At 53.0% G+C, this 23,257-nt stretch carries 23 protein-coding genes and 3 tRNA genes; 24 read left to right on the top strand and 2 right to left on the bottom strand.

All coding sequences use genetic code 11. The features are described from left to right. Nucleotides 1-6 precede the first annotated feature (6 nt). The 19 genes from J5224_RS03940 to J5224_RS03850 all read left to right on the top strand — a co-directional run bounded on the left by J5224_RS03940 (nucleotide 7) and on the right by J5224_RS03850 (nucleotide 17,346). Complete coding sequence (locus J5224_RS03940) at nucleotides 7-723, top strand: succinate dehydrogenase iron-sulfur subunit (RefSeq protein WP_264624116.1); 717 nt, start codon at nucleotides 7-9, stop codon at nucleotides 721-723. Between the two features lie 312 nt (nucleotides 724-1,035). Further along, complete coding sequence (gene sucA / locus J5224_RS03935; protein ID WP_264624115.1) at nucleotides 1,036-3,843, top strand: 2-oxoglutarate dehydrogenase E1 component; 2,808 nt, start codon at nucleotides 1,036-1,038, stop codon at nucleotides 3,841-3,843. Between the two features lie 15 nt (nucleotides 3,844-3,858). After that, nucleotides 3,859-5,079 (top strand): 2-oxoglutarate dehydrogenase complex dihydrolipoyllysine-residue succinyltransferase, encoded by a 1,221-nt coding sequence (odhB, locus tag J5224_RS03930; RefSeq protein ID WP_264624114.1) that lies wholly within the window; start codon nucleotides 3,859-3,861, stop codon nucleotides 5,077-5,079. Nucleotides 5,080-5,234: 155 nt separating this feature from the next. Next, on the top strand, nucleotides 5,235-6,401 hold the full coding sequence (gene sucC / locus J5224_RS03925) for an ADP-forming succinate--CoA ligase subunit beta (protein ID WP_264624113.1): 1,167 nt from the start codon (nucleotides 5,235-5,237) through the stop codon (nucleotides 6,399-6,401). Further along, a complete protein-coding gene (gene sucD / locus J5224_RS03920; RefSeq protein WP_264624112.1) occupies nucleotides 6,401-7,273 on the top strand; it encodes a succinate--CoA ligase subunit alpha in 873 nt (290 codons plus the stop codon). The genes sucC and sucD overlap by 1 nt, the downstream gene beginning before the upstream one ends. A 704-nt stretch (nucleotides 7,274-7,977) precedes the next feature. Then, nucleotides 7,978-9,546 carry a cytochrome ubiquinol oxidase subunit I gene (gene cydA / locus J5224_RS03915; RefSeq protein WP_264624111.1) on the top strand — a complete coding sequence of 523 codons (1,569 nt, stop codon included), beginning with the start codon at nucleotides 7,978-7,980 and terminating at the stop codon, nucleotides 9,544-9,546. Nucleotides 9,547-9,559: 13 nt separating this feature from the next. Continuing rightward, entirely contained in the window at nucleotides 9,560-10,699 is a 1,140-nt protein-coding gene (gene cydB / locus J5224_RS03910; protein WP_264624110.1) for a cytochrome d ubiquinol oxidase subunit II, read from the top strand. A gap of 15 nt (nucleotides 10,700-10,714) precedes the next feature. Then, complete coding sequence (cydX, locus tag J5224_RS03905) at nucleotides 10,715-10,837, top strand: cytochrome bd-I oxidase subunit CydX (protein ID WP_195314819.1); 123 nt, start codon at nucleotides 10,715-10,717, stop codon at nucleotides 10,835-10,837. Next, the gene (gene ybgE / locus J5224_RS03900; RefSeq protein WP_195314803.1) at nucleotides 10,834-11,127 is read left to right on the top strand and encodes a cyd operon protein YbgE; all 294 of its coding nucleotides are present in this window, start codon (nucleotides 10,834-10,836) and stop codon (nucleotides 11,125-11,127) included. Before cydX ends, ybgE begins: the two co-directional genes overlap by 4 nt. Before the next feature lie 134 nt (nucleotides 11,128-11,261). Further along, nucleotides 11,262-11,666 carry a tol-pal system-associated acyl-CoA thioesterase gene (gene ybgC / locus J5224_RS03895; protein WP_264624109.1) on the top strand — a complete coding sequence of 135 codons (405 nt, stop codon included), beginning with the start codon at nucleotides 11,262-11,264 and terminating at the stop codon, nucleotides 11,664-11,666. After that, a complete protein-coding gene (gene tolQ, locus J5224_RS03890) occupies nucleotides 11,663-12,346 on the top strand; it encodes a Tol-Pal system protein TolQ (protein WP_222160036.1) in 684 nt (227 codons plus the stop codon). Before ybgC ends, tolQ begins: the two co-directional genes overlap by 4 nt. A gap of 12 nt (nucleotides 12,347-12,358) precedes the next feature. Next, entirely contained in the window at nucleotides 12,359-12,781 is a 423-nt protein-coding gene (gene tolR / locus J5224_RS03885) for a colicin uptake protein TolR (RefSeq protein ID WP_222160037.1), read from the top strand. Between the two features lie 77 nt (nucleotides 12,782-12,858). After that, on the top strand, nucleotides 12,859-14,049 hold the full coding sequence (gene tolA / locus J5224_RS03880; RefSeq protein ID WP_264624108.1) for a cell envelope integrity protein TolA: 1,191 nt from the start codon (nucleotides 12,859-12,861) through the stop codon (nucleotides 14,047-14,049). 151 nt (nucleotides 14,050-14,200) lie between these two features. Then, nucleotides 14,201-15,493: a Tol-Pal system beta propeller repeat protein TolB gene (gene tolB / locus J5224_RS03875; protein ID WP_264624107.1), complete on the top strand. Its 1,293-nt coding sequence runs from the start codon at nucleotides 14,201-14,203 to the stop codon at nucleotides 15,491-15,493. Between the two features lie 31 nt (nucleotides 15,494-15,524). Further along, nucleotides 15,525-16,031, top strand: a complete 507-nt coding sequence (gene pal / locus J5224_RS03870; protein WP_264624106.1) for a peptidoglycan-associated lipoprotein Pal — start codon at nucleotides 15,525-15,527, stop codon at nucleotides 16,029-16,031. A gap of 9 nt (nucleotides 16,032-16,040) precedes the next feature. Then, nucleotides 16,041-16,832 carry a cell division protein CpoB gene (gene cpoB / locus J5224_RS03865; RefSeq protein WP_264624105.1) on the top strand — a complete coding sequence of 264 codons (792 nt, stop codon included), beginning with the start codon at nucleotides 16,041-16,043 and terminating at the stop codon, nucleotides 16,830-16,832. 172 nt (nucleotides 16,833-17,004) lie between these two features. Continuing rightward, a tRNA-Lys gene (locus J5224_RS03860) sits at nucleotides 17,005-17,080 on the top strand. 57 nt (nucleotides 17,081-17,137) lie between these two features. Next, a tRNA-Lys gene (locus tag J5224_RS03855) sits at nucleotides 17,138-17,213 on the top strand. A 57-nt stretch (nucleotides 17,214-17,270) separates the two neighbouring features. Next, nucleotides 17,271-17,346: transfer RNA gene (locus J5224_RS03850), tRNA-Lys, on the top strand. Between the two features lie 110 nt (nucleotides 17,347-17,456). Here J5224_RS03850 and J5224_RS03845 read toward each other — a convergent pair. Next, a complete protein-coding gene (locus J5224_RS03845; RefSeq protein ID WP_264624104.1) occupies nucleotides 17,457-17,972 on the bottom strand; it encodes an SDR family NAD(P)-dependent oxidoreductase in 516 nt (171 codons plus the stop codon). 109 nt (nucleotides 17,973-18,081) lie between these two features. Between J5224_RS03845 and J5224_RS03840 the strand changes: the two genes are divergently transcribed. The 3 genes from J5224_RS03840 (at nucleotide 18,082) to J5224_RS03830 (ending at nucleotide 20,454) form a co-directional block, all read left to right on the top strand. Then, the gene (locus J5224_RS03840) at nucleotides 18,082-19,131 is read left to right on the top strand and encodes an aldo/keto reductase (RefSeq protein ID WP_264624103.1); all 1,050 of its coding nucleotides are present in this window, start codon (nucleotides 18,082-18,084) and stop codon (nucleotides 19,129-19,131) included. Between the two features lie 208 nt (nucleotides 19,132-19,339). After that, a complete protein-coding gene (locus tag J5224_RS03835) occupies nucleotides 19,340-19,924 on the top strand; it encodes a TetR/AcrR family transcriptional regulator (protein WP_264624102.1) in 585 nt (194 codons plus the stop codon). A 98-nt stretch (nucleotides 19,925-20,022) separates the two neighbouring features. Further along, on the top strand, nucleotides 20,023-20,454 hold the full coding sequence (locus J5224_RS03830) for a winged helix-turn-helix transcriptional regulator (protein ID WP_264624101.1): 432 nt from the start codon (nucleotides 20,023-20,025) through the stop codon (nucleotides 20,452-20,454). A gap of 48 nt (nucleotides 20,455-20,502) precedes the next feature. On the opposite strand, the gene J5224_RS03825 is transcribed toward J5224_RS03830, so the two are convergent. Continuing rightward, the gene (locus J5224_RS03825; RefSeq protein ID WP_264624100.1) at nucleotides 20,503-21,354 is read right to left on the bottom strand and encodes an SDR family oxidoreductase; all 852 of its coding nucleotides are present in this window, start codon (nucleotides 21,352-21,354) and stop codon (nucleotides 20,503-20,505) included. 271 nt (nucleotides 21,355-21,625) lie between these two features. Here J5224_RS03825 and J5224_RS03820 point away from each other — a divergent pair, with 271 nt between their 5' ends. Both J5224_RS03820 and pnuC read left to right on the top strand, forming a co-directional pair. After that, entirely contained in the window at nucleotides 21,626-22,342 is a 717-nt protein-coding gene (locus J5224_RS03820) for a DUF554 domain-containing protein (protein WP_264624099.1), read from the top strand. A gap of 167 nt (nucleotides 22,343-22,509) precedes the next feature. After that, nucleotides 22,510-23,238: a nicotinamide riboside transporter PnuC gene (gene pnuC, locus J5224_RS03815; protein WP_264624098.1), complete on the top strand. Its 729-nt coding sequence runs from the start codon at nucleotides 22,510-22,512 to the stop codon at nucleotides 23,236-23,238. Nucleotides 23,239-23,257: the final 19 nt, after the last annotated feature.

Genomic DNA, 23,257 nt, shown 5'->3' with positions numbered 1-23,257 from the left:
GGCACGATGAAACTTGAATTTTCAATTTATCGCTACAACCCGGATGTCGATGACGCGCCGCACATGCAGGATTATACCCTGGAGGCGGAAGAAGGGCGCGACATGATGCTGCTTGACGCGCTGATCCAACTCAAAGAGCAAGATCCTACGCTGGCGTTTCGCCGTTCTTGCCGTGAAGGGGTGTGTGGTTCTGACGGCCTTAATATGAACGGCAAGAATGGGCTGGCTTGCATTACGCCAGTCTCGGTGCTGAAGCGGGCCAAAGGTAAAATTGTTATCCGTCCGCTGCCGGGATTGCCAGTGATCCGTGATTTGGTGGTGGACATGGGACAGTTCTATGCCCAATATGAGAAAATAAAGCCTTACTTGTTGAATAATGGGCAGAATCCACCGGCACGTGAACATTTGCAGTCACCGGACCAGCGTGCCAAGCTAGATGGATTATATGAGTGCATCATGTGTGCCTGCTGTTCCACGTCTTGTCCGTCGTTCTGGTGGAACCCGGATAAATTTGTGGGCCCGGCGGGGCTGCTGGCGGCTTACCGTTTCCTGATCGACAGTCGTGACACGGAAACCAAGCCACGCCTGGATTCGCTGGATGATGCATTCAGCGTATTCCGCTGCCACAGCATCATGAACTGCGTTAATGTCTGTCCGAAAGGCCTCAACCCAACGCGGGCGATTGGTCACATCAAATCGATGTTGTTGCAACGCGGTGCCTAAGGCGCAGCGCGAAACAACGTAAACGCCGCCGCGCAGAGAAATTACAGCGCGGCGCAGAGGTAAAACTGCCGTATTGTGCAGTGGTAAGACGTAACATGATTATCCCCCCGGCCCGCTGCGGGGGGATGATAGGAAACCTTTAAAAACGGGCTTGTGCGCCAAACCGGTTTTTAAAGGTTCCTTAAAGGGGAAGGACACCCTGGCCCTGCGTATCTGGCAGGGAGATGAACCGTTTACGGTGCCTGTTTTTTTTACGGCACAGGACATGTTAACCACGGCGAAAACTGAAGCTTATTAGCTTAAGGGATCACAATGCAGAACGGCGCAATGAAGGCCTGGCTGGATTCCTCCTATCTGGCGGGCGCGAACCAGTCCTACATAGAACAGCTCTATGAAGATTTTTTAACCGATCCGGATTCTATCGATCTTAGCTGGCGGTCTATCTTCCAGCAGTTGCCTACGGCGGGGGTCAAACCCGATCAACTGCACTCCAAAACGCGCGACTATTTCCGCCGTCTGGCGAAAGATGCCTCGCGCTTTAGCCCCTCTGTGACCGATCCTGACATTGACGCCAAGCAGGTCAAAGTATTGCAGCTGATAAACGCGTTTCGTTTCCGTGGACATCAGCAGGCCAAGCTGGACCCGATCGATTTACGTCCGCAAGCGCCGGTTGCCGAACTGGATCTGGCTTACCATAACCTGACGGCTGATGACCTTCAGGACTCTTATAACGTGGGTTCTTTCGCCATCGGCAAAGAAACCATGAAACTCGGTGAATTATATGATGCCCTGAAGCGCACCTACTGCGGTTCTATCGGTGCCGAGTACATGCATATCACCAGCACCGATGAGAAACGCTGGATTCAGCAGCGTATCGAATCCATTTCTGGTCAGCCTGCTTTCAGTTTGGAAGAGAAACGTCGCTTCCTGAAAGAGCTGACGGCGGCGGAAGGGCTGGAGCGCTATTTGGGTGCCAAATACCCGGGTGCGAAACGCTTCTCGCTGGAAGGTGGCGATGCGCTGGTACCGATGCTCAAAGAGATGATCCGCCACGCGGGCAACAACGGCACGCGCGAAGTGGTGTTGGGCATGGCGCACCGTGGCCGCCTCAACGTACTGGTTAACGTGTTGGGGAAAAAGCCGCAGGATTTGTTCGATGAATTTGCCGGTAAGCATAAAGAGCATCTCGGCACCGGTGATGTGAAATACCATCAGGGCTTTTCGTCCGAATTCGCCACCGAAGGCGGTCTGGTGCATCTGGCGCTGGCGTTTAACCCCTCGCACCTTGAAATTGTCAGCCCGGTAGTGACCGGCTCCGTGCGTGCACGTCTCGATCGTCTCAGCAGTGAGAGCGGTCCGCGCGTATTGCCAGTGACCATTCACGGCGACGCCGCCATCAGCGGGCAGGGCGTGGTGCAGGAACTGCTGAACATGTCCACCGTACGTGGCTATGAAGTGGGCGGTACGCTGCGTATCGTGATCAACAACCGCATTGGTTTTACCACCTCTAACCCGCTGGATATTCGTTCCACAGAATATTGTACCGACATTGGCAAGATGGTGCAGGCACCGATTTTCCACGTTAACGCTGACGATCCGGAAGCGGTCGCTTATGTGACGCGTCTGGCGTTGGATTTCCGCAATGAATTCAAACGCGATGTGTTTATCGATCTGATTTGCTATCGCCGCCATGGTCACAACGAAGCGGATGAGCCAAGTGCGACGCAGCCGATGATGTACCAGAAGATTAAAAAACACCCGACGCCGCGCAAGGTGTATGCCGATCGCCTGGAGCTGGAAAAAAACATCACGCTGGAGGATGCCACCGAGCAGGTTAACCTGTATCGCGACGCACTGGATGCCGGCGAATGTGTGGTGGAAGAGTGGCGTGAAATGGACATGCAATCCTTCACCTGGACGCCTTACCTGAACCACGAGTGGGATGAGCCTTATCCGCACAAAGTGGAGATGAAACGCCTGCAAGAATTGGCAAAACGCATCAGTGAAGTGCCGGAAGCCATTGAAATGCATCCGCGCGTCGTCAAGGTGTATGCCGATCGTGCCGAAATGGCGCTGGGTAACAAGCCCTTCGACTGGGGCGGCGCGGAAACCCTGGCCTACGCCACGCTGGTTGATGATGGCATTCCTATCCGTATCTCCGGTGAAGACAGCGGTCGTGGCACTTTCTTCCATCGCCATGCTGTGGTGCATAACCAAAAGAATGGCTCAAGCTACACGCCGCTGGAACACGTGCATAACGCGCAGGGCACCTTTAACGTCTGGGACTCAGTATTGTCCGAAGAGGCGATTCTGGCGTTTGAATACGGCTATGCCACGGCAGAGCCGCGCACGTTGACCATCTGGGAAGCGCAGTTCGGTGATTTCGCCAACGGTGCTCAAGTGGTGATCGATCAGTTCATCAGCTCTGGTGAGCAGAAGTGGGGACGCATGTGCGGCCTGGTGATGCTGCTGCCGCATGGCTATGAAGGCCAAGGTCCTGAGCACTCCTCCGCGCGTCTCGAACGTTATCTGCAACTGTGCGCTGAGCAAAACATGCAGGTGTGCATTCCGTCGACGCCGGCGCAGGTTTACCATATGTTGCGTCGCCAGGCGCTGCGCGGTATGCGTCGTCCGCTGGTGGTGATGTCACCGAAATCGCTGTTGCGCCATCCTCTGGCGATCTCTTCGCTGGAAGAGCTGGCAAACGGCGCGTTCCAACCGGCTATCGGTGAAATTGACGAACTTGATCCGCAAGGAGTGAAGCGCGTCGTGCTCTGTTCTGGCAAGGTCTACTATGATTTATTGGAACAGCGTCGTAAGAATGAGCAGGACAATGTGGCGATTGTGCGCATCGAGCAACTCTACCCGTTCCCGCTACAGGCGGTACAGGCAGCGTTAGCGCCGTTTGCACACGTGCATGATTTTGTCTGGTGTCAGGAAGAGCCGCTCAATCAGGGAGCATGGTATTGCAGCCAGCACCATTTCCGCGAAGTGATTCCCTTTGGGGCGTCTTTGCGTTACGCCGGACGCCCGGCCTCCGCCTCTCCGGCGGTCGGTTATATGTCTGTGCATCAGAAACAACAGCAAGATCTGGTTAACGACGCGCTGAACGTTGATTAAATAAAAGGATAGATAATGAGTAGCGTAGATATTCTTGTCCCTGACCTTCCCGAATCGGTAGCGGATGCTTCCGTGGCGACCTGGCACAAAAAGCCGGGTGACAGCGTCCAGCGTGATGAAGTGCTGGTCGAAATTGAAACGGATAAAGTGGTGCTTGAAGTGCCTGCACCCGAAGCGGGCGTGCTGGATGCCGTGCTGGAAAGTGAAGGCGCGACGGTGATATCGCGCCAAATTCTTGGGCGTCTGCGCCGTGGCGACAGCTCCGGCAAGCAAACCAGCGAAAAAGCGCAGAGCAAAGAGTCTACGCCAGCCCAGCGTCATACTGCAGGGTTGACGGAAGAGAGCAGCGACGCGCTCAGCCCGGCGATTCGTCGCCTGATTGGTGAGCACGGTCTGGATGCGGCTGCGATCAAAGGCAGTGGCGTCGGTGGCCGTATCACGCGTGAAGATGTTGAAAAACATCTGGCGTTGCAGGCTGCCAATGGCAGTGACAAAAAAGCGGAGAAAGCCGCAGAAGCAGCACCGGCGCTGGCGCATCGCAGCGAAAAACGCGTGCCAATGACGCGCCTGCGTAAGCGCGTTGCTGAACGCCTGCTTGAAGCGAAAAACAGTACCGCTATGTTGACGACCTTTAACGAAGTCAACATGAAGCCGATTATGGACCTGCGTCAGCAGTACGGTGAAGCGTTTGAAAAACGCCACGGCGTGCGTCTGGGCTTTATGTCGTTCTACATCAAAGCCGTGGTGGAAGCGCTGAAACGCTACCCCGAGGTGAACGCCTCCATCGATGGCGAAGATGTGGTGTACCACAACTATTTCGATGTCAGTATCGCGGTCTCCACGCCGCGCGGTCTGGTTACGCCAGTGCTGCGCGATGTCGATGCGCTGGGTATGGCTGACATTGAGAAGAAAATCAAAGATCTCGCGGTGAAAGGGCGCGACGGCAAGCTGACGGTAGAAGAACTGACCGGCGGTAATTTTACCATTACCAACGGTGGCGTGTTCGGCTCCCTGATGTCCACCCCTATCATTAACCCGCCACAGAGTGCGATTTTGGGCATGCATGCCATCAAAGACAGACCGATGGCCGTGGAGGGGCAGGTGGTGATTCTGCCAATGATGTATCTGGCGCTTTCTTACGATCACCGGTTGATTGATGGTCGTGAATCCGTGGGCTTTTTGGTCACGGTAAAAGAGATGCTGGAAGATCCAACACGCCTGCTGCTGGATGTATAGCGCGTGATGGCGTAGACCGCCGCCGCCTGCCGAGCGGCGGTCATACGGGAAAGGTATTGGTTTACATTGTGCTATGCAGCCGCCTTAGGCGGCGTTATCCAATAATATCAAGAAAGTCATGCGACTTATCTTCAAACCGAGATGGATAGAACATCATGAATTTACATGAATATCAGGCAAAACAGCTCTTTGCTCGATATGGCCTGCCGGCGCCGACCGGTTATGCCTGCACCACGCCGCGCGAAGCAGAAGAGGCCGCCTCGAAAATTGGTGCCGGTCCGTGGGTGGTGAAATGCCAGGTGCATGCGGGTGGCCGTGGTAAAGCGGGCGGCGTAAAAGTGGTGAGCAGCAAAGAAGATATTCGCGCGTTTGCGGAAAATTGGCTGGGCAAACGTTTGGTTACTTACCAAACAGATGCGCAAGGCCAGCCTGTGCATCAGATTCTGGTGGAAGCCGCAACCGACATCGATCAAGAACTCTACCTCGGTGCCGTCGTTGATCGCGCTACGCGTCGTGTGGTGTTTATGGCCTCGACCGAAGGCGGGGTGGAAATTGAAAAAGTGGCGGAAGAGACGCCGGAACTGATTCATAAAGCCGCGCTCGACCCGCTGACTGGCCCGCAGCCTTATCAGGGGCGTGAATTGGCCTTTAAACTGGGGCTGAGCGGCAAGCAAGTGGCGCAGTTCACCAAGATTTTCATGGGATTGGCAACGCTGTTCCTGGAACGCGATCTGGCACTGGTGGAGATTAACCCGCTGGTGATCACCAAGCAGGGCGATCTGGTCTGTCTGGACGGCAAACTTAGTGCTGATGGCAATGCGCTGTTCCGTCAGCCGGAACTGCGCGAAATGCGCGATCCGAGCCAGGAAGATTCCCGTGAGGCGCATGCCGCACAGTGGGAACTGAACTATGTGGCGCTCGATGGCAATATTGGTTGTATGGTGAACGGTGCAGGTCTTGCCATGGGTACCATGGACATCGTCAAGCTGCACGGTGGCGCGCCGGCCAACTTCCTGGATGTGGGCGGTGGCGCAACCAAAGAGCGTGTGACCGAAGCCTTTAAAATTATTCTCTCCGACGATAACGTGAAAGCGGTACTGGTCAATATCTTTGGCGGTATCGTGCGCTGTGACCTGATTGCTGACGGCATCATCGGTGCGGTAGCCGAAGTGGGCGTTAACGTACCTGTGGTGGTGCGCCTGGAAGGAAACAATGCGGAACTGGGTGCCAAGAAACTGGCTGACAGCGGCTTGAATATTATCGCCGCCACCAGTTTGACAGATGCAGCTCAGCAGGTTGTGAAGGCAGCGGAGGGTAAATAATGTCTATTCTGATTGATAAACACACTAAAGTCATTTGCCAGGGATTTACCGGCAGCCAAGGCACCTTCCACTCTGAGCAAGCACTCGCTTACGGTACTAAGCTCGTGGGCGGTGTAACGCCCGGTAAAGGCGGCACAGAACATTTGGGTTTACCTGTGTTCAATACCGTGCGCGAAGCGGTGGACGCGACTGGTGCGACGGCTTCAGTGATTTACGTCCCGGCACCATTTTGCAAAGACTCTATTCTGGAAGCTATTGATGCGGGCATTGAGCTGGTCATTTGTATCACAGAAGGTATCCCAACGCTGGATATGCTGGTCGTGAAAGCGAAGCTGGAACAAAGCGGCGTGCGGATGATTGGCCCTAACTGCCCCGGCGTTATCACCCCCGGTGAGTGCAAAATTGGTATTATGCCCGGCCATATTCACAAACCGGGCAAGGTGGGAATCGTTTCTCGCTCAGGAACGCTGACCTACGAAGCGGTGAAACAGACCACTGACATCGGATTGGGTCAGTCAAGCTGTGTGGGGATCGGCGGTGACCCGATTCCGGGTTCTAACTTTATCGATATTCTGGCGCTGTTCGAACAGGATTCGCAAACCGAGGCCATCGTAATGATCGGTGAAATCGGTGGTACAGCGGAAGAGGAAGCGGCCGCCTATATTAAAGCGCATGTCACCAAACCAGTGGTAGGGTACATCGCTGGTGTGACGGCACCGAAGGGCAAGCGTATGGGCCATGCCGGTGCCATCATTGCCGGGGGGAAAGGCACGGCGGATGACAAATTCGCAGCGCTGGAAGCCGCTGGCGTGAAAACGGTGCGCAGTCTTGCGGATATCGGCGATGCGCTGAAAGCTGTGTTGGCGCGCTAGTTTCTTTATTATTGCGCGGTGAGCAACAGGGGCCATCTTTGGATGGCCCTTTTTTATTGTCAGTACAGTAATAAAAGATGAAAACAAAAAATAATTAAGAACCGTTATTAACTCACCACTCAATATATTAACCGTGGCAACATTAAATTAACAATTTAAACGCTGTGGTTATGATTAAATCATCTACGCTTGATAGTGCCTTAAATTAAATCTGTGCGAGTAAGTCAACAATTGGTTTGCTAATTGATGCTGTCGTTGTTTTTATTTCTACATTTAGTTAACAACTAATCGTATGACGAAACCTTAGCAAACCAGAAATTAACATTGGATGTACTATTTGCGTCAGATCAAAATCTTAAGCTGGCTATAAATAGAGAAATACGTTTAAATTGCGCCATATCAATTTTCGTCTAAGGTGCGCCGGAGAAGGAAAGTTGATTTGAAACCAAAAACACAATCTGTGTCACGTAAAAACCTATTTATTGTAGGGGATTACAGGCGTAATATAGCCGCTACCCTATTTGTGGTAGCGTTCTTAGCTATTCTTAACGTGTTTTCTTTGGCGTGTTATTGGGTTAACGGTGAACTCTCGCTGTTTATAAAAGCCGGTTCTGAAGCAATTTTCTGTTGTGTTCTTTTTGGGTGTTTAGCGGCTTGTTTGCATTGACAAGCTAAAACCTTCCTGCGAGGAGCAAGGAGTCAAGATGTTTGATATAGTCGAACTGTCACGTTTACAGTTTGCCTTAACCGCAATGTACCATTTCCTTTTCGTACCATTAACGCTGGGGATGGCGTTTTTGTTGGCGATCATGGAAACGGTCTATGTGTTAACGGGCAAACAAATCTACAAGGATATGACCAAGTTCTGGGGCAAATTGTTTGGTATCAACTTTGCGCTGGGCGTGGCCACCGGGCTGACTATGGAGTTCCAGTTCGGTACTAACTGGTCTTATTTCTCTCACTATGTCGGGGACATTTTCGGCGCGCCGCTGGCGATTGAAGGCTTGATGGCGTTCTTCCTCGAATCAACGTTTGTTGGCTTGTTCTTCTTTGGCTGGGATCGTCTGGGCAAAGTGCAACACATGGCCGTGACCTGGTTGGTGGCGTTGGGGTCTAACTTCTCCGCGCTGTGGATTCTGGTGGCGAACGGCTGGATGCAAAACCCCATCGCTTCTGAATTCAATTTCGAAACCATGCGTATGGAAATGGTGAGCTTCTCACAACTGGTACTGAACCCGGTTGCGCAGGTGAAGTTCGTTCATACCGTTGCCGCAGGTTACACCACCGGTGCCATGTTCATTCTGGGTATCAGTGCTTACTATCTGCTTAAGGGCCGTGATTTGGCCTTTGCTAAACGTTCATTCGCCATTGCTGCCAGCTTCGGCACTGCTGCTGTGCTGTCGGTTATCGTACTGGGTGATGAATCCGGCTATGAAATGGGTGACGTACAAAAAACCAAATTGGCCGCGATTGAAGCCGAGTGGGAAACTCAACCGGCACCCGCCAGCTTTACGCTGTTCGCCCTTCCCAATCAGGAGAAAATGGAGAACCAGTTCGCGGTGCGCATTCCGTTTATGCTGGGGCTTATCGCCACGCGTTCGACGGACGGCGTGGTGCTGGGGCTGCGTGAACTGATGGATGGTCATCAGGTGCGTATTCGTAACGGCATGAAAGCGTATGAGTTGTTGGAGCAACTGCGCGCGGGTAATACCGATCCGGCCGTGCGTGAAGCCTTTAACCGGTCCAAACAGGATTTGGGTTACGGCATGCTGCTCAAACGTTACACCGCAGACGTTGCTAATGCGACTGAAGCACAAATTCAGCAGGCGACTAAGGACTCCATTCCTCGCGTTGCGCCGCTCTACTTCTCGTTCCGTATCATGGTGGCCTGTGGCGTGCTGATGCTGCTGATTATCGGCCTGTCGTTCTGGAGCGTGATCAGAAACCGTATCGGTAAAAACAAGCTGCTGTTACGTGCTGCCTTGTTCGGTATTCCGTTACCGTGGATTGCGGTTGAAGCCGGGTGGTTTGTTGCCGAATACGGTCGTCAACCGTGGGCTATCGGTGAAGTGTTGCCGACGGCAGTGGCGAACTCTTCGCTGACGGCGGGTGACATTCTGCTATCGATGGGCTTGATTTGCGGTTTGTACACCCTGTTCCTGGTCGCCGAAATGTATCTGATGTTCAAATTCGCGCGCCTCGGCCCAAGCAGCCTGAAAACAGGGCGTTACCACTTTGAACAGCCGTTGACGCTGGCTCAGGACGCACGGTAAACAGGAGTCCACTATGTTTGAATATGAAGTATTACGTTTTATCTGGTGGCTGTTGATTGGCGTGCTGATGATTGGTTTCGCCATTACTGACGGCTTTGACATGGGTGTCGGTGTGCTGGTGCGCGTGATGGGGCGTAATGATGTAGAACGCCGTATCATGATCAACAGCATCGCTCCGCACTGGGACGGTAACCAGGTGTGGCTGATCACCGCGGGCGGGGCGCTGTTTGCTGCCTGGCCGATGGTGTATGCCGCAGCGTTTTCCGGTTTCTATATCGCGATGATTCTGGTGCTGGCATCGTTGTTCTTCCGCCCGATCGGTTTTGACTACCGCTCCAAGCTGGAAGATGCGCGCTGGCGTAACATGTGGGACTGGGGCATTTTCATTGGTAGCTTTGTGCCGCCAGTGGTGATCGGTGTGGCGTTCGGTAACCTGTTGCAGGGCGTGCCGTTCCATATCGATGCCAATGCACGCTTGTTCTATACTGGTAACTTCTTCCAACTGCTGAACCCGTTTGGCCTGTTGGCAGGCATTGTCAGCCTGACCATGATCTTGGCGCAAGGCGCTACCTACCTGATGATGCGTACCAATGGCGACCTGCATGTTCGCTCAAAAGGTGCGGCTCAACTGTCAGCGTTGGTGATGATGGTGACCTTTGCGTTGGCGGGTGTGTGGGTGATCTACGGTATTGATGGTTATACCATTACCTCCGTATTGGACAAGGCTGCTGAGTCTAACCCGCTGCACAAAGAAGTGGCGCATCAGGCCGGTGCCTGGTTAGCGAACTTCACGGCGCATCCGGTGCTGTGGGCTATCCCGTTGCTGGGCGTAGTGCTGCCGCTGCTGACCATCGCAATGGCGCGTGCGGACAAGGGCGGTCTGGCTTTCCTGTTCAGCTCGCTGACTATCGCCTGCGTTATTCTGACCGCTGGGGTTGCCATGTTCCCGTTTGTGATGCCGTCCAGCACGCAACCGAACGTGAGCCTGACCATGTGGGATGCCACCTCCAGCTTGTACACGCTGAAAGTGATGACGATCGTCGCCATTATTTTTGTACCCATCGTGCTCTCTTACACGGCATGGTGTTACTACAAAATGTTCGGTCGCATTACTAAAGAGCATATTGAACAGAACACCCACTCTCTGTACTAAGTAAGGAGCTTAATGATGTGGTATTTCGCCTGGATACTCGGAACGCTTCTTGCTTGCTCGCTGGGGATTATTACCGCTCTGGCGTTAGAGCAGAGTGAAGCCACTAAAGCGAAAGCGGCAGAAGACAACGCGCAATGAGCAGTCTGGTTGATAAACTCTACCAACTGATGGACAAGGGCCCGTTACGGGCTCTTGCCCTGCTCATGGCGTTGCTGATGGCCGGCTGTGTGATGTGGGACCCAACACGCTTTGCGGCGCGCACCAGCGCGCTGGAAGTGTGGCAAGGCCCGTTGCTGGTATGGGCCGTTTGCACCGGGGTGATCTACGGGGTAGGGTTCCGCCAACAGCGCCTGCTGTGGCGCGTGATTTTTGCGCCTTTTCCTGCCTTTGTGATCCTGCTCGCAGGGCTTATTTACTTCTTTCGCTAGTATTACGTTCTATTCCGTTTAGTTATGGGTTGCCCGCAACCCATAATTATTTTATTTCCCTCTAAGCAACCCATTCCAAACCTCATTTCTCTTGCGTATAGTAGCGGTGTTTCGTTGTATTACCGGGATGTAGAGTGAGCAATACGTTGTTTCGTTGGCCTGTGCGTGTCTACTATGAAGACACAGACGCCGGTGGCGTGGTGTATCACGCCCGTTATATCGCCTTCTATGAGCGTGCGCGGACAGAAATGTTACGCCAGCACGGCTTTCATCAGTGCGCCTTGCTGGAAGAGCATGTGGCTTTCGCTGTGCGCCGTATGGCGGTCGAGTATTTTTCTCCGGCGCGTCTGGATGATTTATTGAACGTAGAGAGTGAAATCACAGTGATACGCGGTGCTTCTCTCACGTTTGCTCAGCGTATTCTCAATTCTCACGGCGATCTGTTGAGTCAGGCCGACGTATTGATCGCTTGTATCGATCCACATCACATGAAGCCCATCGCGCTTCCTAAGTCTATTGTCGCGGAGTTTAAGCAGTGACTGACATGAATATCCTTGATTTGTTCCTGAAAGCCAGTCTTTTAGTGAAACTTATCATGCTGGTTTTGATTGGTTTTTCTATCGCCTCTTGGGCGATCATCATCCAACGCACGCGTATTTTGAACAACGCCACGCGTGAAGCTGAAGCCTTTGAAGATAAATTCTGGTCAGGCATTGAACTCTCCCGACTGTATCAGGAAAGCCAGACGCGCCGCGATTCGCTGGCAGGTTCAGAGCAAATCTTCTATTCCGGCTTCAAAGAATTTGCCCGCTTGCATCGGGCTAACAGCCATGCGCCAGAGGCGGTGGTAGAGGGTGCTTCGCGTGCGATGCGCATCTCCTTTAACCGCGAATTAGAAATGCTGGAAACCCACATCCCGTTTTTGGGAACCGTTGGCTCTATCAGCCCGTATATCGGCCTGTTTGGTACCGTGTGGGGGATCATGCACGCCTTTATCGCGTTGGGGGCAGTTAAGCAGGCCACGTTGCAAATGGTTGCTCCGGGTATTGCCGAGGCACTGATTGCGACCGCGATTGGTCTGTTTGCGGCGATCCCGGCGGTAATGGCTTATAACCGCCTGAATCAGCGTGTGAACAAACTGGAGCAGAACTACGACAACTTCATGGAAGAGTTCATCGCTATCCTGCATCGTCAGGCCTTCACTGAAAGTAGTAAGTAATCAGGAGGCAGCATGGCTCGTTCACGTGGTCGCCGGGATCTAAAATCCGAAATTAACATCGTTCCATTGCTGGACGTGCTGCTGGTGTTGTTGCTGATCTTCATGGCGACGGCACCTATCATCACGCAGAGCGTGGAAGTGGATTTGCCTGATGCGACAGATTCCAAAACCGTCTCCAGCAACGATAATCCACCGGTGATTGTCGAAGTGTCTGGCGTCGGTCAGTACAGTCTGGTGATTGAACAAAAGCGGATGGAACAACTTCCCGCTGAGCAGATTGTGGCAGAAGCCCAGGCGCGTATGGCTGAAAACCCCAAGTCGGTGTTTCTGATCGGGGGGGCGAAAGACGTGCCTTATGATGAGATCATCAAAGCGCTGAACTTGCTGCGCCAGGCTGGGGTCAAATCAGTAGGTCTGATGACTCAGCCTATATAATCAATGCGTTGCAGTCAAAGCGTGATGTTTTTTCTGGCAATCGTTTATTACGGCAACACAGTATTTGGGAACCGCTTGTGCTAAAGGCCACCGAAAAACCTGATAAGTTGAAACGCGCCATTATTGTCTCGGCCGTTTTGCACATCATACTGATTGCTTTGCTGGTGTGGAGCTCATTCCACTCCTCTATGGATGCCAGTGGCGGCGGCGGTGGCGGCTCGGCAATCGATGCGGTAATGGTTGATCCCAATGCCGTCGTTGAACAGTACAACCGCCAGCAGCAGCAACAGAGTGATGCAAAACGCGCGGAACAGTTGCGTAAAAAGCAGGCTGAACAGCAGGCTGAAGAGTTGCAGCAAAAGCAGGCTGCTGAGCAACAGCGTTTAAAAGAGCTTGAGAAAGAACGTCTTCAAGCGCAAGAAAACGCTAAGCAGCAGGCGCAAGAGCAGGCCGAACAGCGTAAGCAGGCGGAAGCCGCTGCCGCTAAGGCCAAAGAACAGCAACAGCAGGCGGAAGCCGCTGCCGCGAAAGCGAAAGCCGAAGCTGAACAACAAGCCAAAGCTGCTGCTGACGCGAAGAAAAAAGCTGAAGAAGAAGTGAAGAAACAGGCCGCCGCCGCTGCTGCTGCGAAAAAGCAGGCGGAAGACGAAGCGAAGGCCAAAGCGGTCGCTGATGCGAAAGCCAAAGCGGATGCGGAGGCCAAGGCGAAAGCGGAAGCCGATGCTAAAGCGAAGGCCGCAGAAGCGAAGGCGGAAGCAGACGCCAAGGCGAAAGCGGAAGCCGATGCGAAAGCGAAAGCGGCTGCTGATGCCAAAGCCAAAGCCGCCGCAGACGCAAAAGCCAAGGCAGCGGCGGATAAAAAAGCCGCCGCGGAAGCCGCTGCACAGTCTGATTCCGTTGACGATCTGCTCGGTGGTTTGGCGTCGTCGAAAAACGCGCCTAAATCAGGTGGCGGTGCGCCAGCCGGTGCTGGTGCGGCGAAAAAGAGCGGTGCTTCAGGTGCCGCTCTGGACAGTTATGGCGGCCAGGTGCGCGCGGCGATCCAGAGTAAATTCTATGACTGGCAGCTTTATCGGGGGAAAACCTGTACATTGCGCATCAAACTGGCACCGGACGGTCTGTTAGTTTCCGTTGAAGCGGAAAGTGGCGATCCGGCACTGTGTCAGGCGGCGATTGCCGCTGCGAAGCAGGCAAGAATACCGAAGCCACCAAGTACAGATGTGTATGAAGCTTTCAAAAACGCACCGATTGATTTCAAACCGCAATAATCGTGGCGTGCAGTACGAGCCTAACGGTGCCGCACAGCACCTTTAGGACAAGGATGATAGCACCACCCATGGGTATTGTGTTTTGGTGATACCGGTTTGTTAAAATTCTGCTAATTTATCCGAGGCGATACCTCTGGATAAGGGAGATGAAATGAAGCAGGCATGTAAAGTTGCACTAGGTTTTTTAATGCTGTGGGTCACAGCACTGCACGCCGAAGTGCGTATCGAGATTACCCAAGGGGTTGACTCGGCACGCCCTATCGCTGTGGTTCCGTTCAAGTGGGCTGGCGGTGGCGCAGCGCCGGAAGATATTGGTGGTATCGTTGGTGCGGATTTGCGCAACAGCGGTAAATTCAATCCGATCGATCCCAGCCGTATGCCGCAGCAACCGGGTTCTGCCTCGGAAGTCACGCCGGCTGCCTGGACGGCGCTGGGGATTGACTCTGTCATCGTGGGTCAGGTTCAGCCCGGTGCAGACGGTAGCTACGTGATCTCTTACCAACTGGTTGATACTTCGGGTAATCCGGGCAGCGTATTGGCGCAAAACCAGTTCAAGGTCACCAAACAGTGGCTGCGTTATGCCGCGCATACCGCCAGTGATGAAGTGTTCCAGAAATTAACCGGTATCAAAGGTGCCTTCCGTACCCGTATCGCTTATGTGGTGCAGACCAACGGCGGTCAGTTCCCTTATGAACTGCGCGTCTCTGACTACGATGGCTACAACCAGTTTGTGGTGCACCGTTCTCCAGAACCGCTAATGTCACCGGCCTGGTCGCCGGATGGCAGCAAAGTGGCATATGTCACCTTTGAAAGCGGTCGTTCTGCGCTGGTGATTCAGACGTTGGCCAATGGTGCGATCCGTCAGGTAGCGTCCTTCCCGCGTCACAACGGTGCGCCGGCGTTTTCCCCGGATGGCAGCAAACTGGCCTTTGCGCTTTCCAAAAGCGGTAGCCTGAACTTGTATGTTATGGACATTGGTTCCGGTCAGATCCGTCAAGTGACGGATGGTCGCAGCAACAATACTGAGCCAACCTGGTTCCCCGATAGCCAGACTTTGGCATATACTTCGGATCAGGCTGGACGTCCACAAGTCTACAAAATTAACGTCAATGGCGGAGCCCCGCAGCGTATCACCTGGGAAGGGTCGCAGAATCAGGACTCAGAAGTCAGTGACGATGGAAAAATGCTAGTGATGGTGAGCTCCAACGGTGGCGCTCAGCATATTGCTACACAAGATCTGGTGACGGGGGCCGTTCAAGTCATTACGGGCACCTATCTGGACGAAACGCCGAGTATCGCACCGAACGGCACGATGGTAATTTACAGCTCTAAACAAGGGCTGGGCTCAGTGCTGCAACTGGTGTCTACTGACGGACGTTTCAAAGCGCGTCTTCCGGCAACTGATGGACAGGTTAAATTCCCTGCCTGGTCGCCGTATTTATAAACATAAATAATTTTTTCAAAGGACATAAGAGATGCAATTCAATAAAGTACTGAAAGGCCTGATGTTGGCTCTGCCGGTGCTGGCTATCGCCGCATGTAGTTCACACAAGAAAGACGGCAATGACCAGTCTACCGTTGGCACTGCAGGCAGCGGTTATGAAAACGGCAATATGTCTTCTTCTGAGCAGGCTCGCCTGCAAATGCAAGAACTGCAACGCAACAACATCGTATACTTCGATCTGGACAAGTACGATATCCGTTCTGACTTCGCTCAGATGCTGGATGCGCACGCTTCCTTCCTGCGCAGCAACCCGTCCTACAAAGTGACTATCGAAGGTCATGCGGATGAACGCGGTACGCCGGAATACAACATCGCCCTGGGTGAACGCCGTGCGAGCGCTGTTCAAATGTACCTGCAAGGCAAAGGTGTTTCTTCCGATCAGATCTCTATCGTGTCTTACGGTAAAGAGAAACCTGCGGTTCTGGGTCATGACGAAGCTGCATGGTCCAAAAACCGTCGTGCGGTCCTGGTATACTAAGAGCATTGCATGAACAGTAACTTCAGACGTCATCTCGTGGGTCTGTCGTTATTGGTTGGCGTAGCGGTCCCTTGGGCCGCTACTGCCCAAGCGCCAATCAGTAATGTCGGCTCTGGCTCGGTGGAAGACCGAGTCACCCAAATGGAGCGTATTTCTAACGCTCATAGCCAGCTATTAACTCAACTTCAGCAGCAGCTTTCTGATACGCAGCGCGATATTGACAGTTTACGCGGGCAGATTCAGGAAAATCAGTACCAGTTGAATCAGGTTGTTGAACGCCAGAAGCAAATCTATCAGCAAATGGATAGTATGGGCTCCTCGTCGTCAACGCCGTCGGCGTCTTCTGCGCCAGCAACCGATACGGGTGCATCCACCGCTAGCCCCGCCAGCAATGGTGCGGGCGCGGCTGTTGCGCCAGCGAGTACCGGTGACGCCAACAGTGACTACAACGCTGCGGCGGCATTGGTGCTAGAGAAAAAGCAGTACGATCAAGCAATTGCCGCTTTTCAGGCATTTGTCAAAAAATATCCTGATTCAACCTACCAGCCGAATGCCAACTATTGGCTGGGTCAGTTGAACTACAACAAAGGTAAGAAAGACGACGCCGCTTACTATTTTGCGAACGTGGTCAAGAATTACCCGAAATCCCCCAAAAGTTCTGAAGCCTTACTCAAGGTTGGGGTGATCATGCAGGAAAAGGGGCAGACGGATAAAGCGAAGGCTGTCTACCAGCAGGTCATCAAGCAGTATCCCAACACCGAAAGTGCCAAGCAGGCACAAAAACGGCTGACTGGGCTTTAACCCCCTTTTCAGGCACAAAAATTGCGCGCTATGAGCGATTTTTGTGCTTTGTCGTTTGATGATTAAGCAGTTGAACCGTTTTTCAGGAAAATAGGTTGCACTGAGCGGATAAGTTAGTAATATATGCCGCCGTTGCCAAGGCAAGGTGAAAACGCCAAGGTAGCACCATGATGGGTCGTTAGCTCAGTCGGTAGAGCAGTTGACTTTTAATCAATTGGTCGCAGGTTCGAATCCTGCACGACCCACCATCTACGACGTTGAAATTGAAGTTGTTGTCACCGCGATACATTGCCATAGCGTACAGCGGGTCGTTAGCTCAGTCGGTAGAGCAGTTGACTTTTAATCAATTGGTCGCAGGTTCGAATCCTGCACGACCCACCATTTACGACGTTGAAATTGAAGTTGTTGTCACCGCGATACATTGCCATAGCGTACAGCGGGTCGTTAGCTCAGTCGGTAGAGCAGTTGACTTTTAATCAATTGGTCGCAGGTTCGAATCCTGCACGACCCACCATCTTCTAGATACCCTTTTTATAAATCTCAATTGCTGAATGTTTATTTGCACCTGTCGTGCAGGTGAGAAGCTGCGTTCAGGTTCTAGTCTCGCGAAGCGAGACAGCAACGCTATTTCATGCTGATGATAACTTTCCCTTTTGCTCTCCCGGTTTCGACGTAAGCCAGTGCGTCCGCTGTTGCATCAAATGGAAATACCCGATCAATGATCGGTTTGATTGCGCCGGACTCAATCAGGGAACCTATTTCAGACAGTTGCTCTGCGCTGGCAAGACGCACCAAGGCTGTTGTGTTGAGCGTTACCAGCTTTGCGATATCGTCGGTTGTCTGCTCAACAAAGCTCCCCGAGAGACTCATACCGGCATTGTTTACCAGAATCCCGATGCGATCGTCATCGCGTAGTCGCGCTTCTACGGCGGCGAGGTCGTCTGGTTGGGTGAGGTCGGCGGGAAGAATATCGACGGTAACGCCATGCTCTTGCCGCATGCGGGTGGCTAAGGTTTCCAGGCGCGCACAGTCACGAGCGACCAACACCAGGTTGTGGCCGCGACGGGCGAAGCGTTCAGCATAGGTAGCGCCAATGCCCGATGAGGCGCCGGTGATGAGAACGGAAAGGTCTGTGTTCATAAATGTGCTCTCGTGTCTGATAAATAGAGGATGAATATCATGCTTGCATTATAGATGATGCATGACATATATTTTAAATGTCAATCGACATTTAAATGAGGGCGGCCCTATGCAATACACCACGTTTGGACGTAACACGGGTTTACGGGTATCTGAATTGGCGCTTGGCACCGGTAACTTCGGCACGGGCTGGGGATACGGTTCTGAAAAAGAGCAGGCAAAACAGGTTTTCGATCGTTATGTGGATGCCGGTGGTAACTTTATCGATACGGCAGATGCCTATCAGTTTGGCCAATCTGAGCAGATGGTCGGGGAGTTTATTGCTGCCGATCGCGATCATTTTGTCGTAGCGACAAAATACACCCTGAGCGCTTTGCCCAATGCCGGTATCTCTCGCAGCGGTAACAGCCGTAAAAATATGATTTCGTCGGTTGAAAACAGTCTTCAGCGGTTGCGCACCGATCGCATTGATGTGCTGTGGGCCCACTTTGACGATCAACTGACCCCCATCGAAGAGATCGTGCGCGCGTTTGACGATCTTATCCGCGCAGGGAAAATCCAGTATGCCGGATTATCCAACTTTCCTGCGTGGCGCATTGCTCGCGCCGATACCATCGCAGAGCTACGCGGCTGGTCGCGTATTGCTGGCGTTCAGGTGGAGTACAGCCTGGTTCAACGTACCGCCGAGCGAGAACTGCTGCCGATGGCAGAAGCACTAGGGCTGGCGGTGACGCCGTGGTCGCCGCTGGGCGGGGGGCTACTGACGGGAAAATATCGCCAAAGTGCAGAAGGACGATTGAAGGGGTTCGGCGGAAGATTGGTACACGTTGAGCAGGACACAGCCTTACTGGATACGGTCTTTGCCATTGCACAGGAATTGAACGCGATCCCTGTGCAGGTTGCTATCGCCTGGCTGCGCTATAAAGCCGCGCGTGCCAGCACCAGCCTGATTCCTATTCTGGGTTCGCGCACGCTGGCGCAATTGAATGACACGCTGCTGGCTTTGGATATCACGCTGAGCGACGATCAGGTTGCGCGGCTGGATGAAGTCAGTGCAATTTCACTCGGTACACCACACGAACAAATCGCTGGTACGCTGCCTCGGGCACAGGGGGGAGAGGGCGTTCACTATATTTCTCCGCGGGCACCACGCGCCTGAGCGAAGTATTGATGAAAGGCATCATCTATACCCTAAATAATTCGCGTTGCAGTAAGGCGGCAAGGGAGTGAATCCCGATGAGCTTACTCAGGTAAGTGATTTGGGTGAGCGAACGCAGTCAACACAACTGCAACGTGAAGTATGACGGGTATATTGAGTCTTATTTTTCCATCACTTAAGATGATGCCTGACTGAAAAGGAGAACATCATGGCCCGTGTATCAAAACAGCAGATGGCGCGTAATCGAGAGGAAATTATTCAGGTTTCCTCACAGCTTTTCCGTGAACGCGGTCTGAATGGGGTCAGTGTTAATGATCTGATGGCTGCCGCGGGATTAACGCATGGCGGTTTTTATGGGCATTTTTCTTCTAAAGATGAGTTGGCGGCGATTGCCAGCCGTAAGGCGCTTGATGACTCTGCCTCCCGCTGGCAGGAAATCAGGCATCAGCCACACCATGATAATTTTCGCACGTTGGTAGAGGCTTATCTGTCCTCAACACACCGCGACGCGGCGAAGGATGGATGTCCAATAACCGCGTTAGCCAGCGATGTGGCCCGCGAGGGGGAAGCTAAACCGGTGCGCGACGTCTATCTTGATGGCGTTAAGGCGCTGCTGGAGCGGCTGGAGTCTGTTTCCGATATTCAAGACGTCGAACAGCGTAGACAGCACACGTTGGTGCAATTATCACTACTGTTGGGCGCGTTGACACTGGCGCGAGCCACTGCCGGGGATGCATTGTCAGATGCGTTTCTTCTGTCGGCCAAAAACGCATTGATCGGCGCTGCGGTATAAACGCATCTAAAACGGCTTTGGCCTGATTGACGTGTGGACAGCGACTGGCGTAGCATTCAATTACTTTTAGTTAGTACGAGCACCCAGGTAAGCGTGTAATGACCACATCTCCTACACCACAGACTGATATTGACCAGCAAACTCGCACCCTCTCGGAAAAACTCGAACGCGGTGATGTCTTGGCGGCCAATTGCCCTTCACGCGAGGTGCTTAAGCATCTCACCAGCCGCTGGGGCGTGTTGGTGATGATTGTGTTACTGCCGGGCACACAGCGCTTTAGCGCATTACGGCGCAGCATTGAGGGCATTAGCGAGCGGATGCTGTCACAGACGTTACAATGGCTGGAAGCCGATGGCATGGTTCATCGCCATGTCTACAACACCGTTCCCCCGCATGTGGAATACACCCTTACGCCCTTAGGGCGGGAAGCGGCGGAAAAGGTGCGTGACCTGGCGGATTGGATAGAAGTCAATCTACCGGCCATTTTGCAGGAACAGACACCGCTGTCAGCGGAAAACCCGTTGGAATAGCCGGTCGTTTACACAAACCGTCCTGCCAGAAAGGCAGGACGGGTAGCATCAGAGTGCTTTTAATGCTGCCGCGACTGAAACGGACAGCGGTGTGGTTGGGCGACCAATCAGCGCGGAGAGCTGATGTGAGGCTTCATACAACCCACCTTTTGACGCACCCACATCCCATGATGCGATAGCGGCGGCGAACCCTTCCGGTAGTCCCGCGCCTTTCAGTGCTGCGGCGTAATCAGCTTCAGGAATATCGTTGTACGGAATCTGCTTACCGCTTTGCTTCGATACTTCAGCAGCCAACTGTGCCAACGTATAAGGCTCATCGCCGGCTAATTCATAGGTTTTCCCGCTGTGACCTGGCTGTGTGAGCACCACAACGGCAGCCTCAGCAAAATCTTCACGTGCGGCAGAGGCAATTTTCCCTTCTCCGGCGCTGCCGTAGAAAGCACCGTTAGCCAGTGCTGGAGCGATAGAGCCCGTATAGTTTTCGGTGTACCAGCCATTGCGCAGGATCGTGTAGTCAATGCCAGAGGCTTTCAGGGTTTTTTCTGTCTCAGCGTGCTCCGGTGCCAGATTGAGCGGTGACGTGTCAGCGTGCAACAAGCTGGTATACACAATGCGCTTTACGCCGCTCTTTTTCGCCGCAGCGATCACATTGGCGTGTTGTACCGCGCGTTGGCCAATTTCATTACCAGAAATGAGCAGCAGGGTTTCTACACCGGACAAGGCAGCTTCGAGCGTGGCCGGTTGTGCATAGTCGGCCGCGCGCGCGGTGACACCCAGGCTTTTGGCTTTTTCTGGGCTGCGCACCAGCGCAACAATATTACTGCCTGCGGTTTTTTGTTTGAGTTTGGCGATAACTAACTGGCCCAGTTGGCCGGTGGCTCCCGTTACGGCAATCGTCATGATCCTACTCCTTCGCCGGATGGCGTGATTGATGTGGAACTCACTATAAGACCTTAAATAACTTTTAGTAAGTACTTACATAAACGTAAGTGCTACAATCCTGATGACTCACCTGAGCGTGCCTGGCTGACTTATACCTGATATTGCATCCTGCCGGGGTCTGGTGGGAGTATAGTAGGTTCTTTGTATTTTTCTGCCCGCTGTGATTACCGGGGCAAACCCACTGAAGTCTCGTTGTCTGTAATACGCAGATGTGGGTGTAAGGAGTATTATGATTGGTCCTCTGATTAACGGTTCCGCCATTATTATTGGCGGCCTACTGGGTATTTCCCTGAGTCGTTTTATTCCCCAGCGTCTTCGCGATGGTCTCCCCCCTGCGTTTGCCATGATCTCCATTGCGATGGGAATAACCTTGGTGATCAAGGTGCATCAGTTACCCGCGGTCGCACTGGCGGTGGTGCTGGGGGTTGCCTTGGGTGAACTGTTGCGATTGGAGCACGGTATACAGCTCGCAGGCATCTGGATCCAACGGGTGTTAAGCCGTGTTCTGCCGCCGCCTCGGCACAAATTGCCTGCGGATGTGTATACGCAGAATTTTACTGCCTTGATCGTGCTGTTCTGTGCCAGTGGTACGGGCGTGGTTGGTGCGCTGACGGAAGGGTTGACGGGTGATTATCAACTGCTGATTATCAAATCGGCACTGGATGTGTTCACTGCGCTGATTTTTTCTATCACGCTCGGCGCGGCAGTGATTTCAATCGCGGTACCACAATTTCTGGTTCAGGCGCTGTTATTTTTTTCTGCGCAATTGATCATGCCGTTTATGAATGACATCACCATGGGGGATTTTGCAGCCTGTGGCGGCATTATCATGATGGCGGTAGGACTGCGTATCGCGCAGATCAAAATGTTCGCCGTGGTGAATTTCTTGCCTGCACTGCTGTTTATCATCCCACTGTCGATTTATTGGCATCGCTGGTTTGGTTAGTTTTGTATTTGCTAAACAAAAGGAGATAATTGAACGAATCACCCCTTATTTGTTTAGTATGTAAAACATTAAGTGCCTTCTTGCTAACCGACTGCTACCATATACCCCGCTTGGGAGTCTGGCAGAAGCAGGATTTCCTCATTTGACGATAACTATGGGGTGGCAAGATGGACTTTTTCAGTACCAGCAACATTTTGATTCATATCCCGTTCGGAGCGGGAGGGTACGATCTTTCCTGGATTGAAGCCGTTGGCGCGCTGTGTGGCCTGCTCTGTATCTGGCTCGCCAGCCTGGAAAAAACCATCAATTACCTGTTTGGTTTGATCAACGTCTCGCTCTTTGCCGTTATATTTTTCCAGATTCAGCTTTATGCCAGCCTGCTGCTGCAAATCTTTTTCTTTGTTGCCAATGTTTATGGTTGGTATGCCTGGACACGCCGCACGGAACAGCAGGATATTGCCTTGAAAATACGCTGGCTGTCGCTCCCCAGATTGCTTGCCTGGTCAGTGTTGGGCGCACTCACGATTGGTTTGATGACCGTCTATATTGATGCGGTGTTTGCCGTGCTGACGGGCGTCGCGGTGAGCGTGATGCAGGGGGCGGGGGTACAGGTGACCATGCCGACCTTGCAGCCGGATGCGTTTCCCTTCTGGGATTCCTGCATGATGGTGCTCTCCATGATAGCGATGATCTTGATGACGCGTAAGTATGTGGAGAACTGGATTCTGTGGGTCGTGGTTAACATTATCAGCGTGGTGATCTTCACTTACCAGGGGGTTTATGTGATGGCGTTGGAATACCTGATCTTGACGGGAATTGCCCTCAACGGCACCTGGCTGTGGATCAAGGACGCGCGCCAGCATCCAACGCCATCGTACCTACAGCGTCGAGTGTAAAAAGCGCGTTGGAAAACGC

It is taken from the genome of Candidatus Symbiopectobacterium sp. NZEC135 (genome assembly GCF_025962695.1).
Note: the sequence above shows the minus strand (reverse complement) of the source record. Positions and strands in the feature narration are given on the sequence as shown.

Excerpts from the sequence above, each read along its gene's own strand:
- cpoB (WP_264624105.1), top strand. The coding sequence starts at position 16,041 with ATGAACAGTAACTTCAGACGTCATCTCGTGGGTCTGTCGTTATTGGTT.
- J5224_RS03940 (WP_264624116.1), top strand. The coding sequence starts at position 7 with ATGAAACTTGAATTTTCAATTTATCGCTACAACCCGGATGTCGATGAC.
- sucD (WP_264624112.1), top strand. The coding sequence starts at position 6,401 with ATGTCTATTCTGATTGATAAACACACTAAAGTCATTTGCCAGGGATTT.
- J5224_RS03845 (WP_264624104.1), bottom strand. The coding sequence starts at position 17,972 with ATGAACACAGACCTTTCCGTTCTCATCACCGGCGCCTCATCGGGCATT.
- J5224_RS03840 (WP_264624103.1), top strand. The coding sequence starts at position 18,082 with ATGCAATACACCACGTTTGGACGTAACACGGGTTTACGGGTATCTGAA.
- odhB (WP_264624114.1), top strand. The coding sequence starts at position 3,859 with ATGAGTAGCGTAGATATTCTTGTCCCTGACCTTCCCGAATCGGTAGCG.
- pal (WP_264624106.1), top strand. The coding sequence starts at position 15,525 with ATGCAATTCAATAAAGTACTGAAAGGCCTGATGTTGGCTCTGCCGGTG.
- J5224_RS03825 (WP_264624100.1), bottom strand. The coding sequence starts at position 21,354 with ATGACGATTGCCGTAACGGGAGCCACCGGCCAACTGGGCCAGTTAGTT.
- J5224_RS03820 (WP_264624099.1), top strand. The coding sequence starts at position 21,626 with ATGATTGGTCCTCTGATTAACGGTTCCGCCATTATTATTGGCGGCCTA.
- pnuC (WP_264624098.1), top strand. The coding sequence starts at position 22,510 with ATGGACTTTTTCAGTACCAGCAACATTTTGATTCATATCCCGTTCGGA.
- tolB (WP_264624107.1), top strand. The coding sequence starts at position 14,201 with ATGAAGCAGGCATGTAAAGTTGCACTAGGTTTTTTAATGCTGTGGGTC.
- cydA (WP_264624111.1), top strand. The coding sequence starts at position 7,978 with ATGTTTGATATAGTCGAACTGTCACGTTTACAGTTTGCCTTAACCGCA.
- tolR (WP_222160037.1), top strand. The coding sequence starts at position 12,359 with ATGGCTCGTTCACGTGGTCGCCGGGATCTAAAATCCGAAATTAACATC.
- cydX (WP_195314819.1), top strand. The coding sequence starts at position 10,715 with ATGTGGTATTTCGCCTGGATACTCGGAACGCTTCTTGCTTGCTCGCTG.
- J5224_RS03830 (WP_264624101.1), top strand. The coding sequence starts at position 20,023 with ATGACCACATCTCCTACACCACAGACTGATATTGACCAGCAAACTCGC.
- sucC (WP_264624113.1), top strand. The coding sequence starts at position 5,235 with ATGAATTTACATGAATATCAGGCAAAACAGCTCTTTGCTCGATATGGC.
- ybgE (WP_195314803.1), top strand. The coding sequence starts at position 10,834 with ATGAGCAGTCTGGTTGATAAACTCTACCAACTGATGGACAAGGGCCCG.
- sucA (WP_264624115.1), top strand. The coding sequence starts at position 1,036 with ATGCAGAACGGCGCAATGAAGGCCTGGCTGGATTCCTCCTATCTGGCG.
- J5224_RS03835 (WP_264624102.1), top strand. The coding sequence starts at position 19,340 with ATGGCCCGTGTATCAAAACAGCAGATGGCGCGTAATCGAGAGGAAATT.
- cydB (WP_264624110.1), top strand. The coding sequence starts at position 9,560 with ATGTTTGAATATGAAGTATTACGTTTTATCTGGTGGCTGTTGATTGGC.